Genomic DNA, 23,664 nt, shown 5'->3' on the forward strand with positions numbered 1-23,664 from the left:
GAATCTCTGAGGAATGTCCGCACAATAAGTGCTAAAAGAGAATCTTATAGATTGCTAAGTCGCGTATAGTCGGACATCAAGGCCCCAGCTGCCGCTAGTGCAGCAGGGAGGTCTCAAAAATGAAAAAGGTGTCGCTCTGCGCGAGCACGGCTGTGCTCGCGGTTTCCGTCGGCGTGATGGCGTCGACCCCCGCCCAGGCTCAATCCGGTTCGACCGGACCTTCAGTCGCTGAAGTCGAGGAAGTCGTCGTCACGGGTTCCTTCGTGCGCGGCGCCGCAGAGGCGGCGGCCTTGCCGGTGCAGGTTATCGGCCAACAGGAAATGGCCAACCAGGGCTCGCCCTCGACGGTGGAACTCATGAAGTCGATCCCGGCCACCGCCGGCGTGTTGGGCGAAGCCAACTCCTATGGGGCAGGGCGCGTCGAAGGCCTGTCGAATATCAACCTGCGGGGGCTTGGCCCGGCGCGCACGCTCGTGCTGCTCAACGGCCGACGCTTGCCCAATTCGAGCGGCAGCTCGGTCTTGGGCAACTTCATCGACGTGAACATGATTGCGCCCGCCGCGATCGGCCGGGTGGAGGTGCTGAAGGACGGCGCGGCGGCCACTTACGGATCCGACGCGATTGGCGGCGTCGTGAACTTCATCACGCGCTCGAAGGTCCGCGGGCTGGAGGTCAGCGGCGACTATTCCCACATCCAGGGATCCAAGGGCGATTGGTCAGCGAACGCGACCTACGGCGCGGGCGGCGAGGCGTGGGATGGGTTCGTCGCGGTCAGTTACCGGCACCGCTCCACGCTGCGCACGACCGACCGGGACTTCGCCGCGCCGAGCTTCACCGATCAGCCCGGGGCCAAGGCGGCATACCTCTACAACCCGCAAGGCGGGTGGTCGACGTCAGCCAATCCGGGGACCTATATCGGGGGAACCTCCCTCAACTCGAACTTCCTCGACCCGGGATGCCCGGCTCTGGGCGGCCAGCTGCAGATCAGCGCCACGCAGTGCCTGATCCGTTTCGCCGACTATGCCAACCTGGTTGAAGAGCAGAACCTCTATCAGGGCTACGCGGAGTTCAATTACGACATCAACCCCAACACCCGGCTCCATATGGAGGGTTCCTACGGGGCGACCGAGGTGTTCCACATCCGCCAATCCCCGTCGTACTTGCCAACGCAGTATCCGACGGCCTTGGTCTCCCCCATTCCGGGCCAGTATTTCGTCCCCGCGTCGAACCCGGGCTTGCGAACCCTGCTCGCGCTCAATCCCGCGCTGGCGGCGGCCAACCCCATCGCCGTCACCAGCGGCGTGATCGCCCATCGGTCCTTCGTCAGGCCCTTCGGGGTCGGGGGCAACCCCCTCTATGACTATGACGCTCAGGAGAACCGCCGCTACGCGAAGCAGTATCGCCTCGCGGCCAACCTCACGGGTGAGTTCGAGCGGTTCGGCGGGATCGGCTGGGACGTCGGGGCCACGTACGGCCACTCGTCCTTCGACTCGATCAATCCCGACTTCCTGGTCGATCGCGTGGAGCTCGGCTACCGCGGCCTGGCCAGTCGAGCCGGGGTAACGCCCTGCGATATCACCACCGGCGCGCCGGGGGCGGGCAATTGCTACTACGTCAACCCCTTCTCGACCGGCGTGCAGGCGAACGCGATCACCGGCCAGGTGAACCCCCAGTACGCGGCCGCGGTGGCGCTAGACCCCCGCGTCGCCAACGATCCGCAGGTCGTGCAGTGGCTATACGGCGAAGACTCACAGCGGACCAAGACCTCCAACGGCCTCCTGGTCGTCGACGCGGTGCTGAACGGCAAGCTGCCGCTCAAGCTGTGGGGCGACGAGATTGGCTGGGCCGCGGGCTACCAGTACCGTGAGGCCAATTACAAGACCCGCGGGCTCGGCTTCTCCAACCGGGACCAGTTCCCCTGCCTCGATAGTGTCGTCAACGGATCGACCGACTGCGCCGTTCGCAACGGGCCCTACACCTTCTACGGCAGCTACGCGGCGGCCGACGTGACCCAGAAGACGCACGCCCAATTCGCCGAGTTGCAGGTCCCGGTGACGGAGGACATCCAGGTCCAGCTCGCCATCCGCCACGAGGACAGTTCCGGCGGGGAGACGACGAACCCCAAGATTGCGGTCCGTTGGCAGGCGACCCCCTGGCTCGCCTTGCGCGGCTCCGCCGGCAGCACCTTCCGCGCCGCACCTCAAGCAAATCTGACATCCGAGCAGCTCAACACGGCGAACGCCTTCATCGCCCAGACCGGCTCCTTCCGCGCTGTCGATGTGTTCGGAAACCCGGACCTCGACCCCGAGACGGCGGACACCTACAGCGCCGGCCTGATCGTGAACGCAGGGCCCTTCTCGGCCACACTGGACTACTGGCGGTTCAACTTCTCCGACCCGATCACACTCGAGAGCGGCACACAAATCGCCAACGCCATCTTTCCGGCCGGCGCCGCCAACCAGTGCGCGAACCCGGCCTATGCCGCCCTGGTGGCGCGCGTGACCTTCAGCGGGCCCTGCGCACCCGGGAACATCAATCGTATTCTAACCCGCACCGTGAACGGATCGTCCATCAAGACCGATGGGGTCGACCTGAGCATAGATTATCGATGGGCCGACGGTCCGTTCGGCGGGCGCGTCACCTTCGGTCTCGATGGGACCTACACGCTGAACTACGAGGTCGCCGCCTTCGAGATCGAAGGCGTCGCGGTGACGCCGGCGTACGAGGGCGTTGGTAAGCTCAGCTATCTTCTCCCATCCGCGTCCCTGCCGCGCATCAAGGGATCCGTCTTTACCGAGTGGAACCGCGGCGGAAGCAACCTACGCCTCACCCTCCGCTATGTCGGGCCGATGACCGATCAGCGGGCCGCCCTGTTTACATCCCCAAACAACGGCCAGGGGGTCACCACCCGCGGGGAGCGCATCAAGAGCTTCGTGACCGCTGACGTCGTCTACCGCCTCGACCTGCCGTCGGACATGACGGCGACCGTGGCCGTCATCAACATCACCGACGAGGATCCTCCGTTCGCTCGCCTCGACTTCTCCTACGACCCCTACACGGCCAACCCGCTCGGGCGGGTGATCAAGCTCGGGGTGACGAAGCGCTTCTAGAGCCGTTCGGGCAGACTCAGGACCAACGGTGGCGCGGGAGACCTTCCGCGTCACCGGAAGGCGGTGAACCGCTGAGACGACGGTTCAGCCTTCGGCTGCCCGGCCGAGCCGGAGAGACAAATGGCTCCCGCTAAAGGCCGCCCAGCCATGGCAGCAGCAGATTGTTGACCTCCTCGGGCCGTTCCTGCTGGGTCCAGTGTCCGCAGCCGGGGAGCATATGCGCCCCGCGCAGGTCGGACAGTTCGTCTGTCATGAGGTTCAGGCGGTCGCCGAACATCGATAGGACTCTGTCGCGGTCGCCAGCGATGTAGAGCGCGGGTTGCTCGATGCGCCGTCCCTTGAACTGGTTCAGGAACCTGAAATCGCGGTCGTGATTGCGGTAACGGTTCAGCCCCCCGCGGAAGCCGGAACGCTCGAGTTCGCCGACCATGAAATCGATATCGGCGTCGCTTAGCCACGCTGGAAAGGGATCGGGGTCGGGAATGCCTGTCAGAACTTGGTCGCCGAGGCGCTTGTCCGAAGGCCACGCCGTGACCGCCTCCCCGCTCCAGTCGTAGTAGAGCCGTCGCACGGCTCCGCGAACATCGGCCTCAAGTTCCGCCTCGGCCACGCCCTCGGCCGCGAAATAGTCCTGGTAGAAGAACCGGCCCTTGCTCTTGTAGACAGCATCGATGATGTCGCTGAGCGAGCGCGTCGGAATCCCGGTGTAGGGCACGGAGAGGCCTGCGACAGCCCGCACCCGCTCCGGATGGACCAAGGCGGTGGTCCAAGCGACCGGTGCGCCCCAATCGTGCCCGATCACGACCCCGGGCCGATCGGGGCTCAAGGCTTCGATCAGCCCGGCGACGTCCCCGGAAAGGCTTTCGAGATCGTAGGCCTCGATAGGGTGCGGCCTGTCCGATCCGCCATAGCCGCGCACATCGATGGCGCAGGCGGTGAAGCCGGCGGCCGCGATCGGACCCATCTGATGGCGCCACGAGTACCAGGACTCGGGAAAGCCATGGACCATGACCACCAAGGGACCTTCGCCCTGAATGGCCACTTTCAGCTGGACCTCTCCGACCGGCACCTGGCGAAATTCAATCATGTCCATCCATCCTCAACGGTCAGGCAAAGCTCGATGCCAGTAAGTAATATTTTAGAACTACGTCAAGCGGTGAGGGCGCAGCCCGGATCCGGCGAGTAGGGGCGCCCGCCCGCTAGGCAATGTCGTTGGGCTCTTCGCAAGCTCGCTGACGCTAACCGGTGGCCCTGGCGTGCCGCTCGAAGTCCTTTAGGTCGCGATGCCGGATAACGTCTGGCGCGCTCTTGTCGAACCGCCAGGCTTCGGCTTCGAGGACGGCCTTGGAGGTGGTGGCGGGGCGGCCGAGCAGACGCTCCACGTCGTCGGTGACCTCGGCGATGTACCGGTCCCCGGCGTTCTGCCGCGCCAGGTTTTCAAGATGGAGCGCCGGATGGTCGGGGATCCACGGCACGAGGGTGCGCAGGAGCTCTCGGAAGTGCTCCAGGGTCGATGGCGCGTAGGTGATCTTGCGCCCCAGCACCGCCGAGAAGTCCTCGGCGAACTCGTACCAGTCCTTGCGGGTCGGCCCCGTCAGTCTATGCGACTTTCCGGCGTGGCCCGCCGGATTGGCCAGCACCTCGATGCAGACGTCGGCCACGTCCACGGTCGCCACGGGGGCGGTCTTGGCGTCGCCGAACGGCAGGCGGATCGTATCGTCCTGCTTGATGGTCATCGCCGGTATCCACAGCGTGATCAGGTTCTCGACGAACATGGCGGCCTGGATGTGGCAGACGGGGAGGCCTGACCAGTCCAGGGCGCGTTCCGCCGCCCAGTGCACGAACTGCTGCGGGGACCACTGCACGTCGGCCCCGAGGATCGCGATGCGTTCGGCGTCGGGCAGGGCCATGTTCTCGAGCGTCATGTAGCACTGCTCGAAGTCGGACATGTTCACGAAGATCTCGCAGCCGCCTTCGCGCTTCGCCGCCGCCGCCATGAGGATGGTCGCATCGGCATAGTAGGGGTTGAGGCTCATGCTGAAGTAGATTCGCTTCACCCCCTTCACCGCCTCAGTGACATCACGAGGGTTGAGAAGGTCGCCCACGAACACCTCGGCGCCCATGTCGCGCAGGTCCTGCGCCCGCTGGTCGTCCGTCCGCACGAAGGCGCGAACCGGCAATCCCCGAGCGCGAAGGCCGCGCACGATGCTGCGTCCGATTGAGCCGGTTTGGCCCCCGGCGCTGGTCACGAGAATGGGTGCGTCGCTCATGGTCTGCCTATCTCAACGATGCTCTGGTTGGGTCTGGGGGGCCGCTCTCGTTCCCTGTGGCCATTCCGAAAGTCGCGGCTTTCGGGGAGGTCGCGGCGTGGCGCTCAGGCTGGGATGCGTACGGGCAAGTGGCTGTATCCGTTGGCGAACGACGAGGCGACGCGCACCGGATCGCCCACCACCTCGATCTTCGGGAACCGGGGGAGGACTTCCTCCCAGAGGATCCTCAGCTGCATCTCGGCGAGGCGGCTTCCGACGCACCGGTGGATGCCGAAGCCATAGGAGAGATGCTGGCGCGCGCGGGGGCGGTCGATCAGGAACTCGCTCGCGCGCTCGATAACGTCCTCGTCCCGATTGCCCGAAACGTACCACATCAGGACCTTGTCGCCCTTGCGGATGCGCTTGCCGCCAAGCTCCACGTCCTGCGTCGCCAGGCGGCGCATGTAGGCGAGGGGGGTCTGCCAGCGGATCATCTCCGAAACCATGTTCGGAATCAGGCCCGGGTCGGCGATGAGCTTGTCGTACTCTGCCGGGTTCTGGTTGAGCGCCAGGAGCCCGCCGGTCATGGAGTTTCGCGTCGTGTCGTTGCCGCCGATGACCAGCAGGAGGACGTCGCCCAGGAATTCCTCGGGCGTCATGTGCCGCGTGGACGTGTTGTGCGCGAGCATCGAGATCAGATCGCCCCGGGGCGGGGCGTCCACACGCTCGTTCCACAGCTTGGTGAAGTAGGCCCCACACTCCCTGATCTGGGCGATCTGATAGTCCAGTTCCAGGTCGCCGGCCGTGGCCACGTCGGACCAATGCGGCAGCAGTCGCCGGTCCTCGAATGGAAAATCAAACAGCGTCGCCAGCATTTGCGACGTCAGCTCGATCGAGACCCGATCCACCCAATCGAAGGTTTCGCCGCGCGGCAGGCTGTCCAGGATGCTGCCCACCCGGCTGCGGACCAGCGGCTCAAGTTCCTTCAGGTTCGGGCCGTTCATGGCGGGCGCGACGGCCAGTCGATGCGCTTCATGCTGCGGCGGATCCCGGGCGATGAACATGGGTAGCGGCAGCTCCTCCACATCGCGATAGGTGATGGTCGGCTCGGAGGAGAAGAGGTCGTGGTGGGTGTCCACGAACATGATGTCGTTGTACTTTGTTACGGACCAATATGGGCCGCTCTCTTCTCTTTCCGAATAGTGGACTGGGTCCTCAGCACGCAGACGCTCGAAGTAGAACTCAAAGGTCCCCTTGCGGAAGAGTTCACTGTCGACGGGGTCGATGTGCTCCAGGGGCATGGCATAGGCCTCCGCCCGCGCGGCGGCACGCCAGTCGATTGCGCCGTCATCCATGATCTGTTTCCTCACGGTCCGTTTTTTCGTTTGGCGCCCGTTCGGTGGCTCTGACAGCGGGTCGCGGGCGCTAGGAGCAGGCCGCTCAGAGCGGCGCCGCGAGCGATCGACAAGTCGCCTTTCCAAAATAGGTGCATATAAGACATAACATCCGGTCAGTGCCGAAACAACACCAATGTGGCTTTTGACATCGCACCGCGACGGTTCGATGCTAGGCACGCCTGTCGCCCCATTTCGTGGAGCGCGGAGGAGAACATCTTGAGCTTGGCGCACAGTGGCGATGGAAACACCGACTTCCCCAGGGACTGCAGTTGCAGCCAGCTGCGACGTGCGGCTCGACGTGTTTCGCGGTACTATGACCAGTGTCTGGCGGGCACGGGCCTCAAATCGACGCAGTACACCCTGCTGGGATTTCTGAACACCGAGGGACCAATGACCATGGCTCGCTTGGCGGACGCCATGACGATGGATCGAGCGACTGTGGGGCACAACCTTCGGCCCCTTGAGCGTGACGGGCTGCTCCGCATATCCATCAGCGCGGCCGATCGGCGCGCGCGCGAAGTCGCCATCACCGATCGGGGCTACTTGGTGTTGTTGGCGGCCCATCCGGCGTGGCAATTGGCGCAGGCCGGCTTCGAGTCCGCCTTTGGCGCACCGGAAGCCGCCCATCTGCGCAAGCTGATGGACCGCGTCATCGAAGCGCCACTTCCGCACATCGGGTCGCCTCGCACGCCGAAGGTCGCCGCGCCGCGCGCGGCCGATGTCAGTCCGCCGGGGCGGCGCGTCGCGCGCCGTCGCGCGTAGAGGCGATTTGCCGGCGTGCGGCAAGGTGGCGGGCGCACAAGGGCCAGCCGCCGACGAGCCGTGACCCTGACGCCATCCGCGCGCGTTCGCTGGCGCGCTCTTCCCGCCCGACGTGCGCCGGATGGATTGGCGTGGGCTCGCGGTGGGCGGCGGACCAGGAAGGATCCTGCTCAGCGCCGTGCGTCCCTGACGGAATAGAACTCATTCGGAAATTCGTAACAACGACGAAGGCGCCAGATGGTGACATCGTCGAGGGCGGACAGCAGTTGATGCGCCGAAGCTTTCGTGTCAGTACGAGTAGGATTTTAAAACTGACTGAGCAGCCGATCTGGGTGGGGCCGGCTGGCCATCCCCGTGGAGGTGGCCCGAACCTTCCCATCAAGGAGACCTTCATGACTGAAATCACCCTCGACGCCTACAAAGCGATGGTCGGCCAGGAGGTCGGCGTCTCGTCCTGGTTCGAGATCGGTCAGGATCGCATCAACGGCTTTGCCGACGTCACCGAGGATCGCCAGTACATTCACGTGGACGAGGAACGCGCGAAGGACACGCCGTTCGGGGGCACGGTCGCGCACGGCTTCCTGACCCTTTCCATGCTGGCCGCCATGGGCTTCGACGCGCAGCCGAAGGTCGCCGGGACCGTGATGACGGTGAACTACGGCTTCGACCGGGTTCGGATGATGGCTCCCGTCCGCGCCGGTAGCCGGGTCCGCGGCCATTTCGTACTGAAGGAGATCGTCGAGCGCGGACCCGGCGAGGTCATGGTCAAGTCGCAGGTGACGGTCGAGGTTGAGGGGGCCGAGAAGCCTGCGCTCGTCGCGGACTGGCTGGGCCTCTCCCGCTTCGCCTGATCGCCGTCCCAAGGCCCGGATCGGGAACGCCAAGCAGACCTTGGGCGCCGATCGAACCAAGGCCGCCGTCACCTCGCCGGAGTGCTGTCCGCCTAAGGCTCCACCTCCGTTCTCAACCCCGTGATTCAGGAAACCAGCCCATGAGCAATCCCATTGTCCTGTTCGTGCGGTTCCGGCCGAAGCCGGAACATCGCCAGGCCCTCCGAGACGCGTTCCAAGCGGTCGTACCCCTGTCCCGAGCGGAGTCCGGTTGCCGCGAGTTTGTGCTGCACATCGACCGGGACGTGGAAGGGGATCTCTGCCTCTACGAAGTGTGGGACGACCACGAAGCCCTCAAGAGCCACTTCGCGCAACCCTACACGAGCGCCTTGTCTCAGCAGATGGAGGGCTGGCTGGCGGAGCCGCCGGCGGCCACAAAGCTCATCCGCCTCTAGGGACCTGCCCTGGCTCAGCAGGAGCTCCCCTTGCGTGACGCAGGAGCGAGCGCACGCTGCGGGCGCGGCCCAGCGCGCCCGGCAGTTCGAACAGTTGTTCGAGGGCGACCGTGCCCGGTATGAGGGAATATGCGCCAGCTGAACGTGTTGGCGCCAAGGAGACGCCCATGGCCTTCGCGACGGCCCTTAGTCTTGCCGGTCCCCTGCGCCGACCCCGACAGATGCTGGGCGACCAGGAGTACGGCGGCCATTCATCGATCCACGACGACGCCATGGCGGAGAAGCTGGGCTTCCGCGCCGGCCCGATCGAAGGGCCCACCCATTTCAGCCAGTTCCAGCCGCTGCTGGCCCACATCTGGGGGCAGGCCTGGTTCGAGCGCGGCTGCCTCTCGGCCCACTTCCTGAACATGGTCGTGGAGGGCGAGGAGGTCCGCGCCTTCGCCGAGATCTCCGCCGAGGGCGCGACGTCCACGCGGGTCTGGGCCGAGAAGGCCGACGGCACACCGGTGCTGGAGGCGAGCGCGAGCCTGGGCCCCGACGCCGCCCCGACCCTGCTCGAGACCCGGATGGCGGCCCTGCGCCCGCCCGGCAGGCTGCTCATCCTGGAGGACCTGAAGGTCGGGATGACGGGCGCGCGGGACGAGCGGGTGCGGATGGATCCCGACCAGAACATGGGCGCGCTCTATCCCTTCAGCCTGAACCAGAAGCTGGCCGTCATCACCGAGAGCTCGCCCTGGTACTCCGACGCCTCGGCCTCGCCGTGGGGGCGGGCGATCATCCCGTTCGAGATGCTGAGCGTGCTGTTCGAATATTCCAGCCGCGAGGCCGCCTTCCCGGTGAAGGGACCTGCGGTGGGCCTCTTCGCCGACCAGGAGATCCGGCTGATCGACGGGCCGCTGTTCGTGGGCGAGGACTATGTCCTGCGGCGCGAGATCGCGGCCCTGGCGGAGAGCAAGCGGACCGAGTCGTACTGGGTGCGCACCCGGGTCTTCGACGCGCGCGGCGAGAAGCAGGTGGCCGAGATGCTGCTGAACCACGCCACCCTGAAGCACTCGTTCGCCGGCTACGCCGAGGCGAACTGACCTCCGATCGATAAAGGGCGCTACCGATGCATGTGAAGGACAAGGTCGTCGTCGTGACCGGCGGCGCCGACGGGATCGGGGCCGCGCTCTGCCGCCGCTTCGCCCAGGAGGGCGCGCGGATCGTGATCGTGGCGGACCGCAACGGCGAGGGCGCGGCCGCGGTCGCTCGCGAGATCGGCGGCGAGGCCGTCACCCTGGACGTCAGCGACGGCGAGGCCATGACCGCGATGGTCGCGGACATCGAGGCGCGCCACGGCGGCATCGACCTCTTCTGCTCCAACGCCGGCGTCGGCGACGGCGACCCGGACCGGCAGAACGCCGCCTCGTCGCCCGACGCGGTCTGGCAGCGGGCGTGGAACGTCAACGTCATGGCCCACGTGCACGCCGCCCGCGCGGTCATCCCGGGCATGCGGGCGCGGGGCGGTGGCTATCTGCTGAACACCGTCTCGGCCGCGGGCCTGCTCTCGCAGATCGGCGGGGCGGTCTATTCGACCACCAAGCACGCCGCCGTGGGCTTCGCGGAGTCGCTGGCGATCACCCACGGGGACCAGGGCATCAAGGTCTCGATCCTGTGCCCGCAGGGCGTCGACACCGCCATGCTGCGCCAGGGCGACGCGGCGTCCCAGCCGCAGAACCTGGACGGCGTGCTGACCCCTGACGCCGTGGCCGAGAGCGTGGTCGAGGGCCTGGCCGCCGAGACCTTCCTGATCCTGCCGCATCCGATCGTGCTGAGCTACATGCAGCGCAAGACCGGCGACTACGACCGCTGGCTGGGCGGCATGCGGCGGCTGCGGGGCAAGATGATGGGCCTCACCTCGGCGTGAGAGCGCTCTAGGCTCGGCGTCGTCACCGCGTCGCTCATCACAGCCCCAGCTGCCGAGCGATGATGTTCTTCTGGATCTCTGTGACGCCGCCGTAAATGGTTTGGGCGCGGGTGAAGAAGTAGCTGGCCGTTGCCGGCGCGCTGAAGGCCGGGATGTCTTCCAGACCCCGCCGCCAGTCGGCGTCGCTTCGTTCCTCGAAGAACGGCTGCGCGTAGGGGCCGGCAAGCTCCAGGTACCGCTCGGTGACGCCCTGCGCGGTCTCGGTCGCCGCGATCTTGATGATCGAGGCCTCGTCGCTGGGCGCCTCGCCGTTGGTAAGCGGAGCCAGCGCGCGCAGGGTGGTCATCTCCAGCGCCAGGAGGTCGATCTCGGTTTCGGCGGTGCGGCGGCGCAGGCCGGAGCCCGCCTGCGTCAGCTCGTCTGCCCAGGGCGCGTCGGCCGCGGCGTGGCGGAGCTCTTCGAGCTGACGCCGCTTGCCCGCCACATGCGCATAGGACGTCCGTTCGTGGTTGAGGAGGTGCCGCGCGTACGTCCAGCCGAGCCCCTCGTCGCCGATGCGGTTTTCGACGGGGACCCGAACGCCGGTGAAGGTGATGGTGTCCAGGTGGTGGCCGCCGTCGATCGTAATGATCGGTCGGACCTCGATCCCCGGCGTGCGCATGTCAATGCAGAGGAAGGTGATCCCCTGCTGCTTGCGGCCCTCATCCGACGTCCGGACCAGGCAGAAGATCCAGTCGGCGTAGTGCCCGTCGCTCGTCCAGGTCTTCACGCCGTCAACGATGTAGTGGTCGCCGTCGCGCACGGCGCGCGTGCGCAGGGAGGCGAGGTCCGAACCGGCTTCCGGCTCTGAGTAGCCCTGCGCCCAGAAGGTCCGCGAGGCCAGGATATCCGGCAGCCAACGATCCTTCTGCGCCTGCGTGCCGAAGGTGTAGATGACCGGCGCTACGTACAGCAGGCCCATGGGCGAGACGTTCAGCGCGCCCGCCCGCTCCAGTTCCTCGTCGAAGATGAACCGCTGGGAGACGGTCCAGCCGGTGCCGCCGTAGGCCTCGGGCCATCCGGGCGCCAGCCACCCTTTCGCACTCAGCGCCTGCTCCGAGGCGACCATGTCGCTCTTGTCCACGGTCTGGCCGTTGGCGACCTTCGCCAGGATCCACTGCGGGTATTCCGTGGCGAAATATGTCCGCACGGTGGCCCGGAAGCCGTCGTCCCCCTCGCTCGCTTCCAAGTTCACGACCATTCTCCCTCTAACCGTTCGACGCCTGCCTGACGATGTGGTCCTGGGTCGGCCTGGTGCGCCACGTGCGAAGCAATCGCCCGGCCAGCCTCGGCCAGCCGCCGCGTGCCTGCCTGGCCCCAACCCGCGAGACTGTCCTCCGGCCCGGGCCCCTAGGTCTTCGAGGCGTCGGCCGCTGCGTGGACGTGCACCACGCGGCCCTGGACCTCGCCCGCGGCCAGGGCGGCCATGTCGGCGTTGATCGCGCTGATGGGCGCGCGGCGGAAGGGGATCGCCTTGACCCCGCCGGCGCGGATGTGCCCGACCAACTCGCGCAACTCCGCCGGCGTGCCCACGAAGGAGCCGCGGAAGGTCAGCTGGCGCGCGGCCATCGCCGCGGTGGGCATCTGCAGCATGCCGCCGAACAGACCCACCACCACATACGTCCCGGCGGTGTTCAGGCTTCCTGCGCCCAGTTGAACTGTGGCGTCCGCCCCGACGAAATCGAGCACACCCGTCAAGCCTCCCGTCTGCGCCTTCAAGGTCTCGGCGGCGTCCGGTAGGCCGCTGTTCACGGTGAGGTCCGCGCCGTAGGTTTCCGCAAGGCGGAGCTTCTCGGCGTCGACGTCGATCGCGACCAACTTCTTGAAGCCGATCGCCTTGGCCAGCGCGAGCGCCATCAGTCCAACGCCGCCTAGCCCGATGATCGCGGTCCAGCCGTCCTTGCGGGGCAACTTCGCCAGGGCCGAATAGGCTGTCAGACCCGAGCAGGCATAGACGCCGGCCACGGCGGGATCCACGCCGTCGGCGTCGACCAGGAACTTCGCGTCGCGCACCACGACCTTTTCGCCGTGCCCGCCCGGACGGTGCAGACCCAGGTTCTCCGGCCGCGGGCACTCATTGTCGCGGTCGTCCAGGCAGGCCTCGCAAACGCCGCAGCCGATCCAGGGATAGACGATCACGGGCCGGCCGATATCGCTCGCGGAGAGTTTGGCTTCGGGGCCGTAAGCGGCGATGTGGCCGAAGATCTCGTGGCCCAGGGTCAGGGGCGGTGACGCCCCGAAGGCGGCCAGCGGCAGCTTCTGTCCGCCGCCGAGGTTGAGATGGCCCTCATGGAAGTGCAGGTCCGAATGACAGAGGCCGCAGGATTCGACCTTGACCACGACCTGGCCTGCCGTCGGCGCCGGGTCGCTCAACTCGCTCGGGACGAGCGGGGCGCCGAAGGCCACCACTTGATAGGCTTGCATCGTTCACTCCTGGGGTGCGGCAGAAGAAAGCGGCCCGGCGGCGACGAAGGCCGCCGGACCAGAGATTTGGGGAGAAGGCTCTGTCTTCGCGCGGATCCGGCGACGAGTCCATAGGAAAATAGAACCTAGTATCCGAAGCGCGCGACTATTCCGCAGCCGGCTTCGGCGCGTAGCCGAGGATGGCCTTGATCTCGAGGAATTCGTGGAAGGCGAGATCGCCCCATTCCCGTCCATTGCCGCTCATCTTGTAACCCCCGAAGGGGGCCATGAGGTCGTTGGAGGCTCCATTGATGAAGACCTGACCTGAACGCAGCCTCGCCGCCAGTTGGCGGGCCTTCTCGAGGTCGCTCGTCTGGATATAGGCGCCCAGGCCGTACTCCGTGTCGTTGGCGATCCCGACGGCCTGTTCGACGCTGTCGTAGCCGAGGATCGACAGTACCGGGCCGAAGATCTCTTCCTTGGCGATGGTCATTTCGTTGGTGACGTTCGCGAACACCGTGGGCTTCACATAGTAGCCCTTGTCCAGGCCCTCAGGCCGCCCGACGCCGCCGGCGACGAGGGTCGCGCCCTCGTCGATGCCGGCCTGGATCAGCTTCTGGATCTTGTCGAACTGGGTCTTGTTCACGACCGGGCCCAGCTGGGCGTTGCCGTTGGGGTCGCCGACGGTGACCTGCCTGGCCGCCTCGCGGGCGACGCTGATCGCCTCGTCCATCCGATGGGCGGGGACGAGCATCCTCGTGGGGGCATGGCAGGTCTGGCCGGAATTGATCATCATCGCCGGAACACCGCGGGCGACGCCCTCGGCGAACGCGTCGTCGTCGAGGACGATGTTGGGGCTCTTGCCGCCCAGCTCCTGGGCCACGCGCTTGACGGTGGGGGCGGCCGCCTTGGCCACCTCGATGCCGGCGCGGGTGGAGCCGGTGAACGAGACCATGTCGATCTCGGGGTGGCTGGAGATCGCCGCGCCCACGGTCGGGCCGTCGCCCTGCACCAGGTTGAACACGCCGGCCGGCACGCCAGCGGCATGCATGATCTCGGCGAGGATGTGACCCGTGAAGGGCGCCACTTCAGAGGGCTTCAGCACCATGGTGCAGCCGGTGGCGATGGCGGGCGCCACCTTGCAGACCATCTGGTTCAGCGGCCAGTTCCAGGGGGTGATGAACCCGCAGACGCCGATCGGCTCCTTGACGATCATCGTCGGGCCGCGGTCGTCCTCGAACTTGAAGGTCTTCAGAACCTCGACCGCGGTCGCCAGGTGGCCCATGCCGGCCGGCACCTGGGCGCGCTGCGCCAGGGAGGCGGGCGCGCCCATTTCCTCTGTCAGTGCGGTGGCCAGGTCGCCAAAGCGCTTCTGGTACTCGGCCAGAATGCGGCCCAGAACTTCGATCCGCTCCTCGCGGCTGGTCAGGCTCCACGAGGCGAAGGCCTTGCGGGCGGCCTTGGCGGCCTTGTCCACGTCGGCGGCCGAGCCGAGCGCGATCTTGCCGGCGACTTCCTCGGTCGCCGGGTTGATGACGTCCAGCGTCCTTAGGCTTTGCGCGGGGTCGACCCACGAACCATCGATGTAGAACTTGAAGTACTCGCGCATGGCGTCTCCGATCTCTGAGTTTCGGTACGGGGGTAGCAGTACGGTTCGAGGTCAGGCGGCCGGGTCGCGAGACAGGTCGCGGCGCGGAGCGGCCGCTTGCACGGCTTGGGTCAACCGAAGGAGGCTCGCGAGGAGGGCGCCCGGACCTGTGCGCCACGTCCGTGGCGGTGGGCTGGTCGCCCCCGGCGGCCTTCGCCGGTCTAGGTCCGATAGGGAATGATCACCGGAAGGCTCTCGAAGCCGTGCACGAAGCACGACCAGTTCCGCTCGGGCTCGCCGATGACCTTGATCTCCGGGAAGCGCTTCAGGATCTCTTCCCAGATGATGCTGAGCTGCATTTCAGCCACGCGGTTGCCGACGCACCGGTGGACGCCGAACCCGAACGCCATGTGCTGGCGGGGCCTTTCGCGGTCGATGATGAATTCGTTGGGCCGGTCGACGATCTCGTCGTCGCGATTGCCCGAGACGTACCACATGGCCACCCGGTCGCCCTTCCGGATGGTCTTGCCCCCGACCTCGACATCACGGGTCGCCGTCCGGGCCATATGGGCCAGTGGGCTTTGCCAGCGGATCGTTTCCGACACCATCGGCAGAACGAGATCCGGGTTGGCGCGCAGTTTGGCGTACTGCTCCGGGTACTGATTGAGGGTCAGGACGCTGCTGGTGATGGTGTTCCGCGTCGTGTCGTTCCCGCCGACGATAAGGAGGACGACGTTGCCCTCGAACGCCTCCTTCGACATGTGCCGCGTGGCGGGATTGTGCGCCAGCATCGAGATCAGATCGAAACGGGGTTCGGCGTCGACCCGCTGATTCCAGAGGTCCCGGAAAGCGTCAAAGCACTCGAACGCCGCCGCCCCCTTCTGCTCCCAGGATTCCACCGGCCCGTGGCCCGGCGGGATCGTCAGCATGTCCGACCAATAGGTCAGCTTGCGGCGTTGCTCGAAGGGGAAGTCGAACAGGGTGGCCAGGGTCATGGCCGTCAGTTCCTTGGAGACAAGGTCGACCCAGTCGAATTCCTCGCCGATCGGCAGAGAGTCGAGGATCTGGCCCGCACGATCACGCACCTGGGAGGCCAACGCTTGCAGGTTGCCGGATCCCATCGTGGGGCTGACCGCCTTACGCACCGAGCTGTGCTCCGGCTCGTCCATGGTGATGAAGCCCAGATTGGCCTTGGGACGCTTCCCCATCACCCGATCGCGTTCCTCGATCTCCTCCAGGGCGGTGAGGATAATCCCCTCCGCGGAGGAGAAGGCCTCATGGTCGGTGTCGACCGCCATGATGTCGTTCCACTTGGTGATCGACCAGTAGGGTCCGTACTCGCTGTCGGGCGTGAAGTGGACCGGATCCTCGCGGCGCAAGCGCTCAAAAACGGGCCATATGGCGCCGCTGTAGAACCGATCCGCCCGGGCCGGGTTCAGGGCGTCGAGAGGCGTGGCCGTGGCTTCGGCGAGGGCGTCAGCGGCCGAGACCTTCAAGGCGATGTTCATCGTGTGGTTCCACTCCCTAAGCGCTCGAGCGGCGCCGTCGCTGTCGGTCCGCCAATGATCGGGCGGCTGGCGTCGATCCGACGGTTCGGTCTCAGTGCGACTGCCAATCCGGGCCGTCCTCCTGTCGCGGCGCCGCGTCAGGTTCGCCCCGAAGGTTGCCTCTCGTTCTATAAGATGTCAAAACAAAACCCACTCGTCAGTGGAGTCGTCGCTGCGTTCGGCGGCTCGAGAGCCTTCATGGCAGAGCTCCGATGAAAGGGTGACCCGGTGGGCCGGATCCTGACCGATGAGGCGATCGCCGACTTCAGGGCGCGCCTCTGCAAGGCAGCCGCGGCTCAGCTCGCGGAAGGTGGCCGGACCGCCGTCAGCATGCGCCAAGTGGCGGAAAGGCTGGGGGTGAGCGCGATGACCCCTTACCGCTACTTCGAAAGCAAACAGGCGATGATCAACGCCGTACGGGTGCGCGGGTTCGAGCGCCTGGCCAAGGCTCTCGAGGACGCAGGCTCCGCGGCCGGGCCCGAGGACGTCGGTCGGGCATTGTCCGAAGCCTACGTCGCATTCGCTTCCGACAACTCGGCCATCTACCGATTGATGTTCGAGCCCGGGTCGGCGGGCGAAGGCGCCGATCCCGACCTCGCCAAGGCCGTGGGCCAGGCCCGCGCCGCCCTGACTCGGGCGTTGCAGCGTTCAAGCCGAGGCCTTCGGCCGGCCTCGGATAAGCAGGTGGCCGGGGATCTCTTCTGGGCCACCCTGCACGGCCTTCTGGCGCTGGGGATGGCCGGCAAGCTTCGTGACTGCGAAGGCGTGCGGGCCCTCGCCGTTGCCGCGCTCTCCCGCGGGCTGGCGGACAGTCTGGAGGCGGCCTGACGGCCCCGCGCCGCGGGAGCGCTTCAACGTCGAACAGCCCGTGTTCATCAGCTGCGCCCGAAGAAGCCCCGGATTCGCGTCCCGACCTCGTCGATGCGACCTGCAGGCTTGCGAGCTTCATCCCTCAACGAGATGGACGGGCCCGCGGCGTTGCCTATTGGGGACGATTATAGAACTCAACGGGCACAAAGCTGGGTTCATTGGCGGAGCGGGCCGGGAGCCAAGCTGATCACGCCGCAGTCGTCCACACCGCACGCCAGGGTCAACGCCCTGAGCGCCCCGATGCTCAGCGTCGCCGGCGGCCGTGGTTTCAGTCGAACGCGTTCGGCAATCGGGTGGTCTTTCAGTACCGCCATGCTGGGCTCGTGGGAGACTGAGTGTCGCTGAGGGCGGCCCGTTGCAGCTATTGCGCGGCTTCCGCTCGCCCTCGCCCCCGTGGGGGCGCTACTGGCTCTCGGGCAGGGTGACCCGAAGCCCATCCAGGGCGGCGGTGACCTTGAGCTGGCAGGAGAGCCGGCTGTTGGACGCGGCGCCGTCTGCGAATTCGAGCATCTGCGCCTCCGTTGGCGACCGCTCGGGGAGAGCGTGCAGCCAGGCCGCATCCACGTAGACGTGACAGGTCGCGCAGGCGCAGGCGCCGCCACAGTCGGCGTCGATACCCGGGACGCTGTTCTTGACCGCGCCTTCCATGACGCTGAGTCCGAGAGGGACCTCGAGCGTGTGCGCCTCTCCGCTGTGCGCGATGTAGGTGATCTGCGGCATGGGAATGGTTCCTATAGGAAAAGCTGAGGAGAGGGCTCGAACCGTGCCCGAGGCGCGCCAGCCAGTGGGGCCGTCTCGAGACGATCCGGAAGAGCCAACCTGATGGGGGCGCGTGGTCTCTTGTCGAAAGGGACGCTCAATGGGCGCACGGCGTGCGTCGCCACCCTAGGCTGCAGGCTCCGTAGGGCGATAGTAACGCCCGGCGACCTGCCCCGACATTGTGGAGGCAAGGTACTGCTGGCGGGCGCTCTCCATCGCATCCCAGATTTCGGGCCGCGCCATGGAGGGGTTCGTGATCGCTTCTCCAGCGGTGAGTCCCGCAAGCGCGGCATCCACGAGCTGTTCGGGCGTGAGGAAGCTGGTCTCCGGGAAAATCGAGTCGCTCATGCCCTGGGACGAGAAGAACTCCGTCCGGATGGGCCCCGGCATCACCAGTTGGATCCGAATCCCGCCACCGGCGTACTCCAGCTGCAGGGAGCGCGTGAAGTTCGCCACGTACGCCTTGGAGCCGCTATAGGCCGCAGCGCCGGCCGACGGCGCGTGAGCGATGATCGACCCGATGTTCACGAGCACGCCGGCGTTCCGGTTGCGGAAGCCGGCGAGCGCGGCGATCGACAGGCGCGTCAGGGCCACAATGTTCAGGCGGATCAGCCGTTCCTGCTTGTCGGCGGTGCTTTGCGCCGTGGGGCCGAGCGACCCGGCGCCGGCGTTGTTGACCAGCATCTCGAGGGGCTCGTCCTCCAGCCGCGCTTCCAATCGCGCGAGGTGCTGCGGCTGCTCCAGATCCGCCGCCATGGTCTGGACGGATGCGCCGTAGCGGGACGAGAGGTCGGCCGCGAGCTGTTCAAGGCGCTCCTGCCGCCGCGCGACGAGGAGCAGCCGCCGACCGGCGGCGGCGAACCGGTCCGCGTACGCCGCTCCGATTCCGGAGGAAGCTCCCGTGACGACGGTCAGGCCGCCAGCTTCTGCATTGCTCATGAAAGGGTTTCCTGTCGCCGCTGGGGCGCTCGCCTCAGGCGTGGGTGCGAGGGGAGGGTCGGTTCTCCGCCATCCACCGTTGTTCGTCCTCGGTCCCCTGCCTGGGGGGGAAGTGGCCTTGGATGGACCAGTATTCGAAGGGCGTCTCGTCGATGTGGAATTCCCAATCGAGCCCACGATCCTTCACCCACGGGGCGATGACCTTGTTCGCGATGTCGACGAAGCGGACCGCCGCATCGGTCGACGGGAAGGCCCGGGCGATATGGTCGATCCAGATGCGGACGAAGTTTTTCCGCGCCTGGCCGCCGATGAAGAAGGAGTCCTCGCCGACCTCCTGGAAGACCACGCCGACATAGAACTTCGGCATGATCCGTCCGTAGATCCCGGTCACCGCGGCCGAGAAGGCCTGCTTCTCCTCGCGGGTGAAGGCGCCGACCGGATGATAGACTTTCCAGAGAGGCATGGTTCGGACCCGTTTTTCCAGGACGCCAAGAGCGACGGCCGCGGCGGAGACCGCAGGCGAGCGTAAGAGCGGCCTGGACCTCCCTCTGGTCAAGGCTCGACTTGCCAATGAGTGTCGAAAATTTACTTATCGCAGTTGAGATTTTCTGAGGCTGACTCCCTTTGCGCCAGAGGGCTGCGACGCTGGCCTCCCGGTTCCGAGATACATGGATGGTGCTGTTACAACATCCGATCAACCCGGCGCGCGGCTGAAGACCGCGCTGGCGTTCACGCCGCCGAACCCGAAGCTGTTGGTCATCGCATGGGTGAGGGCGTCGACGGGTCGGGCCTCCCGGACCAGGTCCAGCCCCGCCGCCGCGATGTCGGGCTGCGCCAGATTCAGGGTCGGCGGCAGCCGCCGGTCCCTCAGGCTCAGGACGGTGAAGGCCGCTTCCAGCGCGCCGGCCGCGCCCAGCAGATGCCCGGTCGCCGACTTTGTCGCGCCGACTGCAACCGGGGCGTCGCCGAACACCGCCCGGATGGCCTTGAGTTCGCAGGTGTCGCCCACGGGCGTGGAGGTCGCATGCGCGTTGAGGTAGCCCACGGCTGCGGGCGGCAGGCCCGCCTGGGCGAGGGCCAAGCGCATGGCGCGTTGCGCGCCTTCGCCGTCCGCCGGAGCGGCGGTAATGTGATGGGCGTCGGCGCTGGTCCCGTAGCCGACGAGTTCCGCCAGGGGCCGCGCGCCCCGGGCGGCGGCGTGGTCCGCGGCCTCGAGCACCATCATGGCTGCGCCCTCGGCGAGGACGAACCCCGCGCGGCTGGCGTCGAAGGGGCGTGACACCGTTTCGGGGCGCAGCTCGCAGCCTGTGGCCAGCGCCCGGGCCGCGCCGAACGCGCCGAACACCAGCGGGTGGAGGCAGGCTTCCGAGGCGCCGCAGATCGCTACGTCGGCTTCGTCGGCCCGGATCAGGCGGGCCGCATCGCCGATGGCCTGCAGACCGGCGGCGAACGCGCCTTCGGGCGCGCCGATGGGGCCCTTGAACCCGTGCCGGATCGTGATCCAGCTTGCGGCCATGCTGCCCAGGAAGGTGGGCATGGCGAAGGGTGACAGGCGCGAGCGTCCTTCGCCGTCCCCAGAGCGGGACGCCTCCACGATGGATTCCAGACCGCCGAGACTGGAGCCGACGACGGTGGCGACCCGGGGGGGATCGGCCAGGCCGCGGCCCGCATCTCCCGCGGCGCGAAGGGCTTCATCGGCCGCCACGAGCGCGAACTGAACGAAGCGGTCCATCTTGCGCCGGTCGCGCGCGGTGGCGGCCGTCTCAGGATCGAAGCCGCCCTGCGGGTCCTCCGCGACGCTCGGGACGGCACCGGCCGCAAGAGGGAGCAGCGTGTCTGCGGGCCAACCCGGCCGCGGAGGCATGCGGCGGATGCCCGACCGCCCCGCCAGGAGCCGGGACCAGGCCACTTCGGTTCCGCAGCCGAGTGGCGAGACGACGCCCAGGCCGGTGACCACAACGCGACGCATGACGACGGCTTCCGCTCAAGGCTGCCGACGGCGACGCGCGGATCCGGAGGCCAGAAGCACGCCTTCCGACCTCCGAAGGTCGTGCCCGGCGGGAAACGCCTTTTGAATGAGTTCGTTTTTGGGATCAAGCCCGGGCGCCGAAGGCCAGGAAGGGCCGACGGCTTCTAAGGGTGAACCAGACCGTCCAGCGTTCAGGCCTTGCCACTTTCTGAAAGTGAGTGCAAAAACAGCATTTACTGGGGTCGTGGCCGGTCAGGTCCTGCGACCTTCGTCATGCCCGCGAGCGGCACGAAAGGACGCAATCATGAGAACACGGATCACTGACCTCTTCGGCATCGAGCATCCCATCATCCAGGGGGGCATGCACTACGTCGGCTTCGCGGAGATGGCCGCGGCGGTGTCCGAGGCCGGCGGGCTCGGCCTCATCACCGCGCTGACCCAGGGGACGCCGGAGAACCTGGCGAAGGAGATCGCCCGCTGCCGGGACATGACCGACAAGCCCTTCGGCGTGAACCTGACCTTCCTGCCGGCCGTCACGCCCCCCGACTATCCGGGGTACGTCAAGGTGATCATCGAGAGCGGCGTCAAGGCGGTGGAGACCGCCGGCAACAATCCGCAGCAATGGCTTCCGGCGCTCAAGGACGCCGGGATCAAGGTGATCCACAAATGCACCTCGGTCCGCCACTCGCTCAAGGCGGAGGCGATCGGCTGCGACGCGGTGAGCGTCGACGGCTTCGAATGCGGCGGTCACCCCGGCGAAGACGACGTTCCCAACTTCATCCTGCTGCCGCGGGCGGCGGAGGCGCTGAAGATTCCGTTCGTGGCCTCGGGCGGGATGGCGGACGGCCGTTCCCTGGTCGCGGCCCTCAGCCTCGGCGCGGAAGGCATGAACATGGGCACCCGGTTCGTCGCCACGCAGGAGGCCCCGGTCCACCCTAACGTGAAGGCGGCTCTGGTGGCGGCGAGCGAGTTGGATACCCGGCTCGTGATGCGCCCCCTGCGCAACACCGAACGCGTTCTGAACAACGCGGGCGTGGAACGGCTCGTCGAGAAGGAGAAGGCCCTCGGCGCGGCGATCACCTTCAACGACATCGCCCCGGAAGTGGCGGGCGTCTATCCGAGGGTGATGCGGGACGGCGACATGGACGCGGGCGCCTGGAGCTGCGGCATGGTGGCCGGCCTCATCCACGACATTCCCACCGTGAAGGCCCTCATCGACCGGATCATGTCCGAGGCGGATGTGATCATCCGGCAGCGCCTGGCCGGGGCTCTGGACGGTAAGATCGAGGCGCTCGCCGCCCGGCGGCCCGAACCCGCTTTGGCCTGAGCGGCTCTGCACATCGCGAACACCCGTCGCCGGCAGGCGGCGGACCTTCGCATAACAGTTTCGGGCGCCGCGCGTTGAGCGGCAACCGAGCCCGACCGAGCCGCGCGCCCCGCGACCATCGCAGGGCGGTGCAAATCCGAAACCGCCATGACCGGGGCGGAATTCCGCCTGCGGCCGAAGGGAAGAGATGACCAAGCCTGCCAGCACGCCGCCGCGATGCTTCCAGCGCACGATCGCAGCCTGGATCGGTCCATCAGCCGGACGTGTGGCGGTGAGCGCGCCGCCGAGCAACCATAGCGTCACCTTCCGTGCGCGGTCCGTGGAACGGGGCGCCGTCGCCCTCGAGGCCGATCTTGAAGACGCCTGGCGGGCCGGCGTGCGCGAACTCGGCGCGGGGCCCCTCGGCGCGCTATTGGACGCCGCCTTCGAAGCGGCGGCCCAGACGGTGACCCGCGAGCCCCTCCACGCCCTGTCGCTCGAGGTCCGCGCGCCGGCGCCGTACCGGCTTCGCAGGGGGCCTGTGACCTTGCAGGCGTGGGTCGTCGAGGCGCAGGGCCCGAACTGGCTCCTGGAGGGACAGGTCTCCACCGGGGCTGGCGAGATCCTGGCGAGCGGCCGCGCGACCTTCGGACCCCCGCCGTTCGACGGGGCGGCGCGCTTGGAGGCGTCCGAGCGGCCGGGCGGCCGGTCCGATATCTGACCAGGCCCTCTCCCTGGGCAAAGGGGAGGCGACGCGGAGGCGGATCGTCGAGGCGGCCCTGCAGGAAGCGGCGCAGCGGGGCCTCGGGATGCTGAGTCTCGGCGACCTGGCCCAGCGGGCGGGGCTCTCCAAGAGCGGCGTGGCGAAGCATTTCCGGCGCAAAGGAAGCCTCGAGCTCGCCGTGGTGGAGGAGGCGACCCGCCGCTTCGCGGAGGTGGTCCGGTCCCCGGCCGATCGCCTTCAGTCAGGTCGACGGCGGCTCCAGCGCATCCTTGACGGCTGGCTGCGCTGGGAGGACGAGGTCTGGCGCCTGACCGGCTGTCCGCTGAGAGCGCTGAGCGCCGACCTCGACGACCGGCCCGGCCCGGCGCGCGAACAGCTTAAGGCGCGCCTCGCCGAGTTCCGGACGGCCGTTACGGCGGAGATTCGGCGGCTTCGCGACCCGCCGCTCACCGAGGACGAGGCGCGCACGGCCTTTTTTGAGCTGCGCAGCTACTTCCTCGGCTACTCGGAGGCGCGCCGCATGATGGCCGACGAGTCCGCGCAGAAGCATCTCGTCGCATCGCTCCAAGCGCTTCTCGACCGGGCCGCGGGGGCAGCGCTCGCCGCGCCAGGGCGGCCACGGCTCTGAGGCTTGCGTTCGAAGCGCCGCGACGACGCCCGTCGGCGAATCAATCAGAACTCACGCGGATTGGCCCCGGGCTCCGTTCCAAGGGTCGTCGCCGGAACAAGCGTTCGTCGGGCGGCGGACGCTGCGGCCGGGAACGCCGCCGAGGGTGGAAAACAGCAGCGGACGTGCTATATGGGTTCATAT

The 23,664-nt window shown here is 67.3% G+C and carries 21 protein-coding genes; 10 read left to right on the forward strand and 11 right to left on the reverse strand.

Annotated elements, in window-relative coordinates; genetic code table 11:
* The first annotated feature begins 119 nt into the window (after window positions 1-119).
* On the forward strand, window positions 120-3,110 hold the full coding sequence (locus ACODSY_RS24080; protein ID WP_488954446.1) for a TonB-dependent receptor domain-containing protein: 2,991 nt from the start codon (window positions 120-122) through the stop codon (window positions 3,108-3,110).
* 130 nt (window positions 3,111-3,240) lie between these two features.
* Here the strand turns inward: ACODSY_RS24080 and ACODSY_RS24085 are convergent, their stop codons facing one another.
* The 3 genes from ACODSY_RS24085 to ACODSY_RS24095 form a co-directional block, all read right to left on the reverse strand.
* The gene (locus ACODSY_RS24085) at window positions 3,241-4,203 is read right to left on the reverse strand and encodes an alpha/beta fold hydrolase (RefSeq protein ID WP_488954447.1); all 963 of its coding nucleotides are present in this window, start codon (window positions 4,201-4,203) and stop codon (window positions 3,241-3,243) included.
* Window positions 4,204-4,348: 145 nt separating this feature from the next.
* Window positions 4,349-5,380 (reverse strand): NmrA family NAD(P)-binding protein, encoded by a 1,032-nt coding sequence (locus tag ACODSY_RS24090; RefSeq protein ID WP_488954448.1) that lies wholly within the window; start codon window positions 5,378-5,380, stop codon window positions 4,349-4,351.
* A gap of 104 nt (window positions 5,381-5,484) precedes the next feature.
* Window positions 5,485-6,714 carry a cytochrome P450 gene (locus ACODSY_RS24095; protein ID WP_488954449.1) on the reverse strand — a complete coding sequence of 410 codons (1,230 nt, stop codon included), beginning with the start codon at window positions 6,712-6,714 and terminating at the stop codon, window positions 5,485-5,487.
* 258 nt (window positions 6,715-6,972) lie between these two features.
* On the opposite strand from ACODSY_RS24095, the gene ACODSY_RS24100 reads away from it, so the two are divergent.
* The 5 genes from ACODSY_RS24100 (at window position 6,973) to ACODSY_RS24120 (ending at window position 10,709) form a co-directional block, all read left to right on the forward strand.
* Window positions 6,973-7,518 carry a MarR family winged helix-turn-helix transcriptional regulator gene (locus ACODSY_RS24100; protein WP_488954450.1) on the forward strand — a complete coding sequence of 182 codons (546 nt, stop codon included), beginning with the start codon at window positions 6,973-6,975 and terminating at the stop codon, window positions 7,516-7,518.
* A 392-nt stretch (window positions 7,519-7,910) separates the two neighbouring features.
* Window positions 7,911-8,369: a MaoC family dehydratase gene (locus ACODSY_RS24105; protein WP_488954451.1), complete on the forward strand. Its 459-nt coding sequence runs from the start codon at window positions 7,911-7,913 to the stop codon at window positions 8,367-8,369.
* A 140-nt stretch (window positions 8,370-8,509) separates the two neighbouring features.
* A complete protein-coding gene (locus ACODSY_RS24110) occupies window positions 8,510-8,803 on the forward strand; it encodes a putative quinol monooxygenase (protein ID WP_488954452.1) in 294 nt (97 codons plus the stop codon).
* Window positions 8,804-8,970: 167 nt separating this feature from the next.
* Entirely contained in the window at window positions 8,971-9,885 is a 915-nt protein-coding gene (locus tag ACODSY_RS24115; protein WP_488954453.1) for a hypothetical protein, read from the forward strand.
* Window positions 9,886-9,911: 26 nt separating this feature from the next.
* Window positions 9,912-10,709 carry an SDR family oxidoreductase gene (locus ACODSY_RS24120; protein WP_488954454.1) on the forward strand — a complete coding sequence of 266 codons (798 nt, stop codon included), beginning with the start codon at window positions 9,912-9,914 and terminating at the stop codon, window positions 10,707-10,709.
* A 37-nt stretch (window positions 10,710-10,746) separates the two neighbouring features.
* Here ACODSY_RS24120 and ACODSY_RS24125 read toward each other — a convergent pair whose 3' ends face one another.
* From ACODSY_RS24125 to ACODSY_RS24140, 4 genes are all read right to left on the reverse strand, one after another.
* Window positions 10,747-11,943: an acyl-CoA dehydrogenase family protein gene (locus ACODSY_RS24125; RefSeq protein ID WP_488954455.1), complete on the reverse strand. Its 1,197-nt coding sequence runs from the start codon at window positions 11,941-11,943 to the stop codon at window positions 10,747-10,749.
* 155 nt (window positions 11,944-12,098) lie between these two features.
* Window positions 12,099-13,172: a zinc-binding dehydrogenase gene (locus ACODSY_RS24130; RefSeq protein ID WP_488954456.1), complete on the reverse strand. Its 1,074-nt coding sequence runs from the start codon at window positions 13,170-13,172 to the stop codon at window positions 12,099-12,101.
* Window positions 13,173-13,317: 145 nt separating this feature from the next.
* Window positions 13,318-14,760, reverse strand: coding sequence for an aldehyde dehydrogenase family protein (locus tag ACODSY_RS24135; protein WP_488954457.1), 1,443 nt, complete (start codon window positions 14,758-14,760; stop codon window positions 13,318-13,320).
* A 200-nt stretch (window positions 14,761-14,960) separates the two neighbouring features.
* Window positions 14,961-16,247 carry a cytochrome P450 gene (locus ACODSY_RS24140; protein ID WP_488954458.1) on the reverse strand — a complete coding sequence of 429 codons (1,287 nt, stop codon included), beginning with the start codon at window positions 16,245-16,247 and terminating at the stop codon, window positions 14,961-14,963.
* A 267-nt stretch (window positions 16,248-16,514) separates the two neighbouring features.
* On the opposite strand from ACODSY_RS24140, the gene ACODSY_RS24145 reads away from it, so the two are divergent.
* On the forward strand, window positions 16,515-17,114 hold the full coding sequence (locus tag ACODSY_RS24145; protein ID WP_488954459.1) for a TetR/AcrR family transcriptional regulator: 600 nt from the start codon (window positions 16,515-16,517) through the stop codon (window positions 17,112-17,114).
* A gap of 444 nt (window positions 17,115-17,558) precedes the next feature.
* Here the strand turns inward: ACODSY_RS24145 and ACODSY_RS24150 are convergent, their stop codons facing one another.
* From ACODSY_RS24150 to ACODSY_RS24165, 4 genes are all read right to left on the reverse strand, one after another.
* Complete coding sequence (locus ACODSY_RS24150; RefSeq protein WP_488954460.1) at window positions 17,559-17,876, reverse strand: 2Fe-2S iron-sulfur cluster-binding protein; 318 nt, start codon at window positions 17,874-17,876, stop codon at window positions 17,559-17,561.
* A gap of 165 nt (window positions 17,877-18,041) precedes the next feature.
* Complete coding sequence (locus ACODSY_RS24155; protein ID WP_488954461.1) at window positions 18,042-18,854, reverse strand: SDR family NAD(P)-dependent oxidoreductase; 813 nt, start codon at window positions 18,852-18,854, stop codon at window positions 18,042-18,044.
* A 34-nt stretch (window positions 18,855-18,888) separates the two neighbouring features.
* A complete protein-coding gene (locus ACODSY_RS24160) occupies window positions 18,889-19,317 on the reverse strand; it encodes a tautomerase family protein (RefSeq protein ID WP_488954462.1) in 429 nt (142 codons plus the stop codon).
* A gap of 231 nt (window positions 19,318-19,548) precedes the next feature.
* The gene (locus tag ACODSY_RS24165) at window positions 19,549-20,823 is read right to left on the reverse strand and encodes a beta-ketoacyl-ACP synthase (RefSeq protein ID WP_488954463.1); all 1,275 of its coding nucleotides are present in this window, start codon (window positions 20,821-20,823) and stop codon (window positions 19,549-19,551) included.
* 304 nt (window positions 20,824-21,127) lie between these two features.
* Between ACODSY_RS24165 and ACODSY_RS24170 the strand changes: the two genes are divergently transcribed.
* From ACODSY_RS24170 to ACODSY_RS24180, 3 genes are all read left to right on the forward strand, one after another.
* On the forward strand, window positions 21,128-22,150 hold the full coding sequence (locus ACODSY_RS24170) for an NAD(P)H-dependent flavin oxidoreductase (RefSeq protein WP_488954464.1): 1,023 nt from the start codon (window positions 21,128-21,130) through the stop codon (window positions 22,148-22,150).
* A 187-nt stretch (window positions 22,151-22,337) separates the two neighbouring features.
* Window positions 22,338-22,850: a hotdog family protein gene (locus ACODSY_RS24175; RefSeq protein ID WP_488954465.1), complete on the forward strand. Its 513-nt coding sequence runs from the start codon at window positions 22,338-22,340 to the stop codon at window positions 22,848-22,850.
* 43 nt (window positions 22,851-22,893) lie between these two features.
* Window positions 22,894-23,481, forward strand: coding sequence for a TetR/AcrR family transcriptional regulator (locus ACODSY_RS24180; RefSeq protein ID WP_488954486.1), 588 nt, complete (start codon window positions 22,894-22,896; stop codon window positions 23,479-23,481).
* The last annotated feature ends 183 nt before the right edge of the window (window positions 23,482-23,664 follow it).

The organism is Phenylobacterium sp. FG114 (assembly GCF_057809855.1).